Annotated in this window: 7 protein-coding genes and 2 rRNA genes; 5 read left to right on the top strand and 4 right to left on the bottom strand. The window is 55.3% G+C overall.

Annotated elements, in window-relative coordinates:
- Positions 1–199 precede the first annotated feature (199 nt).
- A complete protein-coding gene (locus ACP8MI_RS03160; protein WP_018121166.1) occupies positions 200–382 on the bottom strand; it encodes a hypothetical protein in 183 nt (60 codons plus the stop codon).
- 80 nt (positions 383–462) lie between these two features.
- On the opposite strand from ACP8MI_RS03160, the gene ACP8MI_RS03155 reads away from it, so the two are divergent.
- The 5 genes from ACP8MI_RS03155 to ACP8MI_RS03135 all read left to right on the top strand — a co-directional run bounded on the left by ACP8MI_RS03155 (position 463) and on the right by ACP8MI_RS03135 (position 7,876).
- On the top strand, positions 463–3,231 hold the full coding sequence (locus tag ACP8MI_RS03155) for a helicase-associated domain-containing protein (RefSeq protein ID WP_284589923.1): 2,769 nt from the start codon (positions 463–465) through the stop codon (positions 3,229–3,231).
- Between the two features lie 424 nt (positions 3,232–3,655).
- The gene (locus tag ACP8MI_RS03150) at positions 3,656–5,326 is read left to right on the top strand and encodes a DNA repair helicase XPB (protein WP_249606410.1); all 1,671 of its coding nucleotides are present in this window, start codon (positions 3,656–3,658) and stop codon (positions 5,324–5,326) included.
- 97 nt (positions 5,327–5,423) lie between these two features.
- Positions 5,424–6,074, top strand: a complete 651-nt coding sequence (locus ACP8MI_RS03145; protein WP_026168002.1) for a DUF3239 domain-containing protein — start codon at positions 5,424–5,426, stop codon at positions 6,072–6,074.
- Positions 6,075–6,246: 172 nt separating this feature from the next.
- Entirely contained in the window at positions 6,247–6,780 is a 534-nt protein-coding gene (locus ACP8MI_RS03140; RefSeq protein ID WP_236588375.1) for a fibronectin type III domain-containing protein, read from the top strand.
- Positions 6,713–7,876, top strand: coding sequence for a purple acid phosphatase family protein (locus ACP8MI_RS03135; RefSeq protein ID WP_249606409.1), 1,164 nt, complete (start codon positions 6,713–6,715; stop codon positions 7,874–7,876). The genes ACP8MI_RS03140 and ACP8MI_RS03135 overlap by 68 nt, the downstream gene beginning before the upstream one ends.
- Positions 7,877–8,217: 341 nt before the next feature.
- Here the strand turns inward: ACP8MI_RS03135 and ACP8MI_RS03130 are convergent, their stop codons facing one another.
- The 3 genes from ACP8MI_RS03130 to ACP8MI_RS03120 all read right to left on the bottom strand — a co-directional run bounded on the left by ACP8MI_RS03130 (position 8,218) and on the right by ACP8MI_RS03120 (position 12,576).
- Positions 8,218–9,039, bottom strand: coding sequence for a sulfite exporter TauE/SafE family protein (locus ACP8MI_RS03130; RefSeq protein ID WP_126844385.1), 822 nt, complete (start codon positions 9,037–9,039; stop codon positions 8,218–8,220).
- A 218-nt stretch (positions 9,040–9,257) separates the two neighbouring features.
- Positions 9,258–9,376, bottom strand: a 5S ribosomal RNA gene (rrf, locus tag ACP8MI_RS03125).
- Between the two features lie 134 nt (positions 9,377–9,510).
- A 23S ribosomal RNA gene (locus ACP8MI_RS03120) occupies positions 9,511–12,576 on the bottom strand.
- Between the last annotated feature and the right edge of the window lie 39 nt (positions 12,577–12,615).

Raw genomic sequence — 12,615 nt, 5'->3', positions numbered from 1 at the left:
TAAGAAACAGAAAACCTCCAGTACTGAAGCAAACGAGTACCGGAGGTTTTGCTATGTCAGAAAGTCACGTGCAGGCAGAGCAAACCGCGTAAACCGCGGCTGCGCTGAAAGCGTGTTCGGAACCAACCGTGACCACAACGTCGCTAGCCGTGACCGCAGGGGCTTTGCACCCTAGTGTGCAAAGCCCTGTGCCTAATACTTATTTATTAATACGCGTGTACGGGTGCACGTAGTTGAGCTTTTCGGCAGGAATCGGCAGCACCAAATCATCGCCGAAAGGACTGGAAGCGCCAGTCAATTTGGAATGCAGCTCAGTAACCGGGTGATCACCATCTTCCAGGTGAGTCGGCCATGCAGGGTTAAATTTTTCTACGTTCGCCATAAACCTTATTCTGCCAAAAATCTCCGCAAAAAGTAAGCGGACCAACTATGAACCTCAACAGCGTAAAATCTGGCAGTATTATGGCTGATCACCCAATCACACGCTCGCCGGCTGAACTCGTCGAACAGTGGCTACACAGCCGCACAAACCAGCAGCTCGCCACGGTTTTACAGGCCCGCTCTGATATCGCGATACCGCAGCCACATGACCTCCACACACTCGCCCACCGGCTGCTGCTCCCGGCTTCGCTCGCCCGTGCCATTGAACAGCGCAATGCCACCGAACTCGCAATTCTCGAAGCCTTACTGGCCACAGGTGCACATACTCAACCGGTCTCCCGGAAAGATGTAGTCCGGGTTTTAGCAGGCACCCAGTTAGAGAATGCGCACCAGGATCCACCACCGCGTGCCGACGCATCCGTCGAAGGAAACTATGCAGTAGACGTCGACAAGCAACACAGCGTCACCGCAACCAACTCCACGGCCGATCTGCTGTCGCAAACTCTGCAGCAACTCCGTGATCACGCGCTGGTCTTCCCCTACTCTGCTACGGAGAAGACCCCAATCGCCGAGGGCGCTGAGGACGCTGCGGACACCGACGTCCCTCAGGCCCCTGAGGACACTGAGGACACTTCCCTCATGTGGATTCCGGCTCGGGTAGACAAGCTTCTTTCCCACCGTGACCGGCTTTTATACCAAGAATCGGTGCCCGCCGACGTCGTCGACAAGCTTCCCGAAAAACACCAAGAAATATTGCGGCGCATCCACGCCGGTGGCGGGCTGGGAACCACCAAACACGCCCGCAGCGATGACCCGGAACATCCGATCACGCAGATGATCAACTCCGGCGTGCTACGCGCCATTGACGATTCCACAGTCACCCTGCCAGTATCAGTCAACCGCATTGTGAGCGGACTACCGGCCACCGATGTACACTTGCTACCTTCTTCGCGGATATCCTCTGAGCTGTGGGACAGCGATGCGGCCGTTGCTGCGCATTATCTGCCTGCACGGAATCCCTCGGAGTCCGAGCTCTCTGCGGACTCGTCGAATAGTGCCACCACCGCACAAGAGACCACCGATTCCGGGGCCACTGCCACCGGGCTAGAAGCCTGCCGGGAAATCTCCAGCCTCCTCGACCTTTTAGACACGCACCCGGTGCCGATGCTGAAAAACGGTGGTCTGGGACAACGCAGCAGCAAACTTCTCGCCCAGCACCTGGAGCGGACCACAGCCGAGGTCTATCGCGTGGTCGCGCTGGCCCATGCTGCCGGGGTCATCGGCACGGGAGAGCCACACCCCCTGCCTGCTGAGGGCGAAGGCAATTACCTGGCCCCAACCCGGCGCGCCGATGAGTGGCAGGAAGCTGATTTGCCGACGCGCTGGACCATGCTGCTACGCGGATGGCTCGATTCACTATGGCCGTGGTGGACTTTGCTGCCAGATACTGGTGGCACCACACAATTCGGCGGCACAGAAGCTCATCAGAGGCTGCTACATCCGGAATTTAGCCACCATCGCCTGGCGTTTTATCGTCGGCTAGTGGTCCGAGGTTATGCCCGTAGTAGCGCACGTGGCCCCATCACCGCGCACGAGTTGTGGCAGGATCTGCTGTTTTTGTACCCCAAGCTGATCACGCAGCAAACCCAAGCACTGCTTACTCCCCTGCTGCAGGAGGCAGAATGGGTCGGTGCCATCAGTAACGGCCGCCTGAGCACGCCTGCATTGGCATTGCTTGCCGACGAAAACCGTACCGAGCAACAGCGTACCGGCGACCACAACCACAGCAGCGCATCTTCTGCCGGGATCACCACCGCGCGGAGTTCCACTGCACGAACTTCCACTGCCGTGGAAGAAGAACCAACCGACCCGGTGTTGAGCGCAGCGCACAAGCTTTGCCCCGCGACGGTGAGTGAGTTCATCGTGCAAGCTGATTTCACCGTCATGTGCCCCGGACCGCTGGAATACGCGGTACGTAGCGAGCTCGAACTCATCGCAAAGCTTGAATCGCCAGGCCTGGCCAGCCTGTATCGCATAGAAGAATCATCGGTGCGCCGCGGGTTGGATGCGGGCCGTTCCGGTGAACAAATAATTGCGTTTTTGCGCGAGCACAGTCTCACGCCGGTGCCGGATTCCATGATTTCTGTGATTCGCGAGCTTGCCCGGCACCACGGTGGTTTGCGGGGCGGTCCGGCAGTATCCTATCTGCGCTGTGACGATCCCGAGACCTTAGACCTGCTAGAGCATTCCGCCGTGGCCGAGGAAATCGCCATCCATCGCATCGCTCCCACGGTGCTGATTTCACAGCGGCCGCTGGCGGCGGTCGTGCAGGTTTTGGCGCAACACAATTTTTATGCGGTAGCCGAAGACAGCAGTGGACACGGCGTAGACATTCGCCTCAGCCCGGCCCGTGTTCCGCAACCACGCGCAAAGCCGACATCTGCACCGCGGGTAGATGCTGCGCGTATCGCAGGAATCGTCGACAAGCTAGGGTCACACGACAGGGGATCTTCTGCAGGCTCGTCCACGGAATCCTCCGCCGTCGCCGGTGTGGCGTCGCCACAAACGCCCAGAAAGACGGCGTCGATAAACACGACATCGACAAGCAGGGCGTCGACAAACGCGGCACCGGCCACCTCTACCGCAGAAATCAGCAATACCGTGGAGCTCGCCCAACGCAGCGGGCGGTTACTCGCGGTGGGCTATGCCAATAAATCAGGCGAACGTCAGCAGGTTCGTGCCACCGTGCTCTCCATTTTTGGCGGCAATGTTGATATCAGGGTGGCTGGTGATGGTAGCGTGCGGCGGATTCCCCTGCACCGCATTATCGATGTCGCGCACGCTGACTAAACGGTATCCCGAGGTTCATGCCGCACCAGACTGCGCCACTGGCGCTGAGGTGCTAAGAGCTGAGCCGCTAAGAACTAAGAGCAAGCTAGCGGACGCTAGGCCACTAGAATGGAGACCTGGTCGTGCCCACATTCCGCGCAGCCCTGGGCAGGATCGGCGAATCCTACGTGGTGGCACCGCTGACACTCAACGACGGCATCAAATACTCCTGGCACGGGTTTCTCCTCCCTGACATGACAACCCTCTATTACCGTGTGGTTGCACACATTAACCCGAACGCATTGATCGCGCTAGTTTCCCAGATGCGTGCCCGACCGTCGTCAAGCGTCTCATTTGTCACACCGCAGCGGTGCATGCAGGCGAGTACCATAGGAAAGACTGTGTGTTCGAGGTGTTCGAGGTGTTCGAGAAAGGAGCAACATTCGTGTCCTTCGGCGATGGCCCGTTGATCGTGCAATCGGATAAGACCTGTTTGCTCGAAGTCGCTCATCCACAAGCAGATGCCGCCCGGGTTGCGCTTTCGCCTTTTGCGGAGCTCGAAAAAGCCCCCGAGCATGTGCATACCTACCGTATTACCCCGCTCGCTTTGTGGAATGCGCGGGCCGCAGGCTTCGATGCTGAGCAAGTTGTCGACGTCCTGGAAACCTACTCAAAGTTCCCGGTTCCGCAATCGCTGCTGGTTGATACCGCCGAAACCATGTCCCGTTATGGGCGGCTGCGTCTGCAGAACCACCCCACCCAGGGGCTGATTCTAGAAACTACTGAGCGCCCCGTGCTCGAGGAGATCTCCCGGCACCGCACCATTTCGGAGATGTTGGGCGCGCGCATCGACGCCGACACATTTTCGGTTCCGCCTTCAGAGCGGGGGCGGCTCAAACAAGAGCTACTGAAAGTTGGCTGGCCGGTAGAAGATCTCGCCGGCTACGTCGACGGCGAATCCCACCCCATGGCGTTGTCGACAGAAAACGTCGACTGGCGGCTGCGCGACTACCAGCGCTATGCCACCGAATCATTCTGGCAAGGCGGTTCCGGTGTCGTCGTACTGCCGTGCGGTGCGGGTAAAACAATGGTCGGTGCAGCAGCAATGGCCAAGGCCCAAGCAACAACGCTTATTCTCGTGACCAGCACGATTGCCGGGCGACAATGGCGCGATGAGTTGCTTCGCCGCACGAGTCTGACTCCCGAAGAAATTGGGGAATATTCCGGCGAAAAGAAAGAAATCAAGCCAGTCACCATCGCCACCTACCAGGTGGTGACCCGCAAAACCCAAGGTGAATACCGAGCGCTCGAACTGTTTGATTCCCGCGACTGGGGATTGATCATCTACGACGAGGTGCACCTGCTTCCGGCCCCGGTCTTCCGGATGGCCGCGGACCTGCAATCCCGGCGCCGCTTGGGATTAACAGCCACCCTCATTCGCGAAGATGGCCGCGAAGGCGATGTGTTTTCGTTGATCGGCCCGAAGCGTTACGACGCCCCGTGGAAAGAGTTGGAAGCACAAGGTTTTATCGCCACCGCAGAATGCATCGAGGTGCGGGCAGATATGCCGAGTGCCGAGAAGATGGAATACGCCACCGCCTCATCTAAGGACCGCTACCGTCTGGCGGCCTGCTCGACGGTGAAGTTCGACGTCGTCGACAAGATCTTGGCCAAACACAGAGGCAAACAGACCTTGTTGATCGGTGCATATTTGGACCAGCTGAAAGCCCTGGCACAACGCACCGGTGCTCCCCTAATCGATGGCCGCACCTCAGCGGCGAAGCGCGAAAAATTATTTGCGCAATTCCGGGCTGGTGAGATTACGACCCTGGTGGTTTCCAAAGTGGCGAATTTCTCGATCGATCTGCCGGATACTGCCGTTGTCGTGCAGGTCTCCGGCACGTTTGGCTCCCGGCAGGAAGAAGCCCAACGGCTGGGACGGCTGCTACGGCCAAAATCAACGGGCGAGGTGGCCTATTTTTACACCGTGGTCACCCGCGATACTGTCGATGCAACATTCGCCCTGCACCGGCAACGTTTTCTGGCAGAGCAGGGCTACGGCTACCGGCTGGTCGACGCCGGTGATATTCCGGCATTGCAGCTTCTCGACGAATAACTGATGCTCGGCTCATCCACGCAGCTAAGCGCATGAGCACACAAGCACACGAACCCCACGAGACACGAACTACACACCGAAGGATCCTTCCATGGGAATGAAAGTATTTAAATTCGAGGTTGATGAGGCATTTGCGAAGCAACACAACGAGATGCTGCGCGATTCTCGGAGGCTTTTAGTCTCTGGTCTGTTGTTCGGCGGCATTCTCGTTGTCGCTGGTGTACTAGTGACGTGGTTGGTACAGCCAACCTGGAGCATCACCGTCGGAATCGCTTTGATCCTATTCGGCATCATCATGGCCATCGTGGGTGTAGCAGGTTCCAAGAAAGTAGGCACCGCGCAGCAGCTCTATGACCGGTACCCGCTGGCCCCGGCGGTCATCGCAAAGGTCAATGAACGCGACGTCATACTGATGGCGCTGGTCAACGCCGCTATTGATCCGCAGGCAGAACCACAGCCAGCTTTGGCGTTGCGCACCGTGACAGATATTCCTGGTTTAGAACACAAAAAAGTCGGAGCCCAAGTACCCGTTGCGGCGGTCGCGGGGCGATTGCAGCGAAATTCTTCTGGGCCGGATACTTGGGCGCAAATCAGCCCCATGCCGATTGCCTGGGGTACCCCTGAAGCAGAGGTAGTACGTATCGCGCGCACGTCTATTCCGCATGATCAATGGACCACGTTGCAGAAGAATATTGATCGGCTAGACGAGGTACAAGACACCCGCTTTGACCTGTTGCGCCTAAGTTAAGTGTGCGGCCCAGCAATCTGTGCCGCCCAGTAATCTGTACGGTCTCGCCAAGCTTCACCACAGGGTTAATGAAAGTTCATGTCGCGATTGCTGTGATGTAACCCGCAGTCAATCCCACCACGGCACACTATGACGTGTCCACGCACACAGTTTGAGAAGGGATCCGATTTTCGTGGTGAAGAACAAGACGGCAAACCGTTCGCTCATTGCAGTGACGATCTGCGCATTATTACTGGGTGGTTGCACAACATCAGCCAACGATGGTGTAGCAGGCGGCGACGGGGCTGCCGCTAGCGCGGATTCCGCCGCAGTAACGCAGGCAACGAACGGTGGCCACGATGGAACCGCGGAGATTGGTTCGCAAACCGTGGAACTTTCGGCAGAAAAACCCGAGGTGGCGCCGGTAGCAAAAAATAATGAGCCGAACCGTATCGCGATGAATCTGCCCGAAGACCCGTCGACGAAAATGTCGTTTAACTGGTACACCACTGACGATGTGCCGGGATCGATGGTGCGTGTGTCCACAGATGCGGGCATGGCGGAACCACTTGAATTCCCGGCCGAGACCACGGAAGTCACCAGTGAGTACGCCGAACGCGACAAAGATGGTTTCTATATCTATGCTGACATCGCCACCAATGACGATGGCGATTTTTTTGCTTGCCGACGACGGTACGCCGCAAGAAGTACATGGCTATTTCACTGATGAGCAGCTCGATCGCAGCAACACGGAGTGGACTAGCGCTGGCTCAGACCTCGGTTTTCTCGAGCTCCACGAGGTCACAGAGCACACGAATAAAGCGACCGCGACGGGCTTAGAACCCGGAACTGAGTACTTTTTCGAGGTCGGTTGCGAAGAAGAAGGCTTTTCAGAGGTTGGAAGTTTCCGTACTTCCGCCGCGGATTCCGAAGAATTTAGCTTTATTCACTATACCGATACGCAAAACACTTATTGGAACGCCAACGTGAATAATGAGGCGGCTTACGGCGCGAATACTTTGGAATTGGCCCGTGAGACTGCACCTAAGGCTTTGTTTGCGTTGCATACCGGCGATTTCGTCGAAACCGCTGCGGTCGAAGATGAGTGGGTAGACAACCTGGATTTGTCCCAGAAATCAAATCTGCGGCTTCCGCATGCTTATACCCCGGGGAACCACGACGAATACCGTCTGCGCTACCAGGACGGTAAGAGTTTGGAGTCGTTTAACAATCACACCAATGTGCCTATCACCAACGACGCAGTCACCGGTGGCTCCTACTACTCTTTTGATCATTCCGGTGCGCACTTTGTCATACTCAACACCAATGACAATAAAGCATCCGAAGACAACCCGGAGCAAGGCGCCATTGGTCAGAAACAAATGAAATGGGCAAAACAGGATATTGCACAGGCCCGCGAGAACGGCGCCAATTGGGTCGTGCTGGCTTATCATAAGCCGGTATATTCCGCCTCGTACCACGCACTCCAAGATGAGGACGTGCAGGTAACCCGCGAAGATTTCGTTCAGCTTGCCGACGAGCTCGGCGTCGACGTCGTCATGCAAGGCCATGATCACAACCTCACGCGCACGAAGTCGTTGGTATATACTCCCGATAACTTCGCGTATGGAGCAGTCGAAGATACCGAAAAGAAAACAATCGATGGCGTCGAGCATCACGTGAACCCTGATGGGGTAACCTACGTGATCCCGAATACTTCTGGGACGAAAGCCTATGCCGCTATCTATCAAAAAGGTGCCGACCACGTCGCGAAGGTTCGTCCCAAGCTCGACTGGATGGACGAAGCCGACACCGACTACTAGAGCAGCCTGTTTGATATTGCTGAGCAACCAGATACATCGACTGATTTCGCAGAATCACATTCCAATAATCGTCAGTCGCAGCACCAACACTTTGCTGTGTATACGGTTACTGACAGCACGTTCAAGATTGACTTTTACAGCGTTGAGGGCGATGTCCACGGGGACGGTAAACGAACCGTGACACTTCGTGATTCGTATGGAATCTCCAAAGATTAATATGTGACTGCCTCCCAGGAAACAACGCAGCAGCACCGGCGCCAGCGGCCCAGGTTATGGGTAAAATACACGCGGAGCCTAATGATTCGTGTACGCAGCAATAATTAGGTCAGGTTAACCCGTAGTTAAACGAATTGGCGCACCAATGCCACTAGCGCAACTACCACTATGACTGCCTTCAGTACGTGGTTGGAGACTTTCTTGGCTATGCGTGCGCCCACCACGCCGCCGAGAAGTCCCCCACAGGCCAAAATAACAACGCCAATCCACAGGACCTCGGAGCCGAAGAAGAAAAACGCGATGATGTAAACGGCTGCCGCTGTCACGTTCACAATCATGGAAAGGAAATTCTTGGCCGGGTTGACGTCTTTAAAGGAGCGTCCGGTACCGACCCCGAGAATCGCCATGTAGAGGATACCTTGGGCAGCGGTGAAAAAGCCGCCATACATAGCCGCAAGCCCCATTGGTGCGATGAGACCGGGCTTTCGATATACGCTGCCCACTGGCTCGTGTAGTTCAGCACTTGGTTCAGCTTGGGTCTCAACTGTTTTACTACGCGAGCTGCATCGGGATAGCACGCGAATAATCTGTTGCTGGAAGATAACAAGAGCGAGCGCGAATACAATCAGAACCGGAATAACGAAGTCAAGCGCACGTGTAGAAGCCCCAAGCAACAAAATTGAACCGAGAGCTGAAAACACGATGGTGGCAATGCTCATGGGAACCAAATGTGGAAGTTCGCGGGCGATCTCTTTGCGGAACCCGTAGACCGTCCCGAATGACGCGAACATCATGCCAATGGTGTTGGTTCGAACTGCTACCCCAGGTGGAATGCCTACTGCTAGGAGGACTGGGAGAGTTAACAAGGAACCAGAGCCGACAGCGGAATTAATTATTCCAGCCAATATTCCCATACTAAAAAGTAAAACCCCGGAAATAGGCTCCACGGTGCCTCCTATATGGTGCGAACGCCAGTAACCTGTACGAGCGTACCTGATGAGCAACGTGGACTATCGCACCGCCGCAAACTATGCCGGGTGTTCCCAACGGTTTGGGTGTTTATAGATACACAAGAATGGGCCTGCCAACCGCGGTAACCACCACACACCCACAGGGTGCACACAGTGTAACCACAGCCAACAGGCCCAAACATGAAATTATAAAGTGTCGGCAGCAACCTACTCTCCCACACCCTCCCGAGTGCAGTACCATCAGCGCGACGCAGGCTTAGCTTCCGGGTTCGGAAAGGGACCGGGCGTTTCCCTGCCGCTATAAACCACCGACACAACCAACCAGACAACACAAACAAGCGTTAATCCGTCAACCACACACACCAGTGTGGAGTGTCAAACACTGCATAGTGGACGCAAACAACAAACAATCATTTTCTTTACACGCAACACCAACCAACGATTGGCGTGTTGTAGTAGTTCGGCGAATTAGTACCAGTCACCTCCACGCCTTACAACGCTTCCAGATCTAGCCTATCAACCCCATAATCTCTAGGGCACCTCAAACGAAACCTCATCTCAAAACAGGCTTCCCGCTTAGATGCTTTCAGCGGTTATCCCTTCTACACGTAGCCAACCAGCCATGCCACGGGCGTGACAACTGGCACACTAGAGGTGTATCCATCCCGGTCCTCTCGTACTAGGGACAGCCTTTTTCAAGTTTCTACGCGCGCGGCGGATAGAGACCGAACTGTCTCACGACGTTCTGAACCCAGCTCGCGTGCCGCTTTAATGGGCGAACAGCCCAACCCTTGGGACCTACTCCAGCCCCAGGATGCGACGAGCCGACATCGAGGTGCCAAACCATCCCGTCGATATGGACTCTTGGGGAAGATCAGCCTGTTATCCCCGGGGTACCTTTTATCCGTTGAGCGACACCACATCCACAAGTAGGTGCCGGATCACTAGTCCCGACTTTCGTCCCTGCTCGAGCAGTCACTCTCACAGTCAAGCTTCCTTGTGCACTTACACTCAAAACCTGATTGCCAACCAGGCTGAGGAAACCTTTGGGCGCCTCCGTTACTCTTTAGGAGGCAACCGCCCCAGTTAAACTACCCACCAGGCACTGTCCCCAACCCAGATCATGGGCCAAGGTTCAGGTATCCGATCAAGCCAGAGTGGTATTTCAACAACGACTCCACACACACTAGCGTGCATACTTCACAGTCTCCCACCTATCCTACACAAGCCAAACCGAACACCAATACCAAGCTATAGTGAAGGTCCCGGGGTCTTTTCGTCCTGCCGCGCGTAACGAGCATCTTTACTCGTACTGCAATTTCACCGGGCCTGTGGTTGAGACAGCAGGGGTCTCGTTACGCCATTCGTGCAGGTCGGAACTTACCCGACAAGGAATTTCGCTACCTTAGGATGGTTATAGTTACCACCGCCGTTTACTGGGGCTTAAATTCTCCGCTTCGACCACAAAAGGTCTAACAGGTCCTCTTAACCTTCCAGCACCGGGCAGGCGTCAGTCCATATACATCAACTTCACGTTTTCGCATGGACCTGTGTTTTTGATAAACAGTCGGACCCCTCTATTCTCTGCGGCCCCACCAGCCTATACAACCAGTGAGGCTCCCCTTCTCCCGAAGTTACGGGGACATTTTGCCGAGTTCCTTAACCACAGTTCACCCGAACGCCTTAGTATTCTCAACCTGACTACCTGTGTCGGTTTAGGGTACGGGCCGAATATGCACTCGCTAGAGGCTTTTCTCGACAGCACAAGCACACCACATTCACCCTGTACGGGCTATGCATCACGCCTTAGATACAGCACCCGGATTTACCAATGGCACCAACCTCAACGCTTACACCAACAATCCACTAAGCGGCGTGGCTGCCCTACTGCGTCACCCCATCACTTGGACCACGGATCAGGCCCCACAAACTCAACCTATCAACACACCCAAAAAGGGCATAATCAATAAGTCTCGAACATGGTTAGTATCACTGCTTTACCATTGACGCACACACTCGGGTACCAGAATATCAACTGGTTATCCATCGACTACGCCTGTCGGCCTCGCCTTAGGTCCCGACTCACCCTGGGAAGACGAACTTGACCCAGGAACCCTTAGTCATCCGGCGGTAAGGATTCTCACCTTACAATTCGTTACTCATGCCTGCATTCTCACTCGCACACAATCCACACGTGTTCACACTCATGCTTCACCTCATGCACGACGCTCCCCTACCCAACCATCCATCAAAGATGGTTGCCGCGGCTTCGGCGGTGTACTTGAGCCCCACTACATTATCGGCGCAGAACCACTCGACCAGTGAGCTATTACGCACTCTTTCAAGGATGGCTGCTTCTAAGCCAACCTCCTGGCTGTCATCGCGATCCCACATCCTTTTCCACTTAGTACACCCTTAGGGGCCTTAGCCGGCGATCTGGGCTGTTTCCCTCTCGACTATGAAGCTTATCCCCCACAGTCTCACTGCCGTAGAACACTTACATGGCATTCGGAGTTTGTCTGATGTTGCTAAGATGATAGTCCCGCTCAACCAAACAGTAGCTCTACCTCCACAAAGCTCAACTACGACGCTGCACCTAAATGCATTTCGGGGAGAACCAGCTATCACGGAGTTTGATTGGCCTTTCACCCCTACCCACAGCTCATCCCCGCAGTTTTCAACCTACGTGGGTTCGCGCCTCCACAACCTCTTACAGCTGCTTCACACTGGCCATGGGTAGATCACCCCGCTTCGGGTCCAGGACATGCCACTAACAACACCCAATTAGGATTCGCTTTCGCTACGACTACCCCACACGGGTTAACCTCGCGACATGCCGCTGACTCGCAGGCTCATTCTTCAAAAGGCACGCCATCACACAACAAAAGGTGCTCTGACGGATTGTAAGCACATGGTTTCAGGAACTATTTCACTCCCCTCCCGGGGTACTTTTCACCATTCCCTCACGGTACTATCCGCTATCGGTCACACTAAGTATTTAGGCTTACCGGGTGGTCCCGGCAGATTCACGGCAGATTCCACGAGCCCGCCGCTACTCGGGAAACAATCAACCAACACACACATGCCTTCAGCTACAGGACTCTCACCCACTCCGGTGGGCCATTCCAAACCACTTCACCTAACACGCGCACATCAGCACAACCATGGTAGTAGTCATACAATCGCTCCCAACAACCCCGCACATGCAACCTCTACCAAGTATCACACACATACGGTTTAGCCACCATTCGCTTTCGCTCGCCGCTACTCACGAAATCACATATTGTTTCCTTCTCCTACGGGTACTGAGATGTTTCACTTCCCCGCGTAACCCCCATACTAGCTATATATTCACCAGCAGGTGACTGCGAATAACCACAGCCGGGTTTCCCCATTCGGACATCCTCGGATCAACGCTCGATTGACAACTCCCCGAGGCATAACGCAGCCTTCCACGTCCTTCATCGGCTTAGCATGCCAAGGCATCCACCATGCGCCCTTACAACACACAACAAAATAAACACATAAAGAAAAAATCACAGCACACACAAC

Source organism: Corynebacterium sp. LaCa_70 (assembly GCF_058182015.1).
The sequence above is the reverse complement of the archived record's forward strand: the minus strand, read 5'-3'. Positions and strand labels throughout refer to the sequence as shown.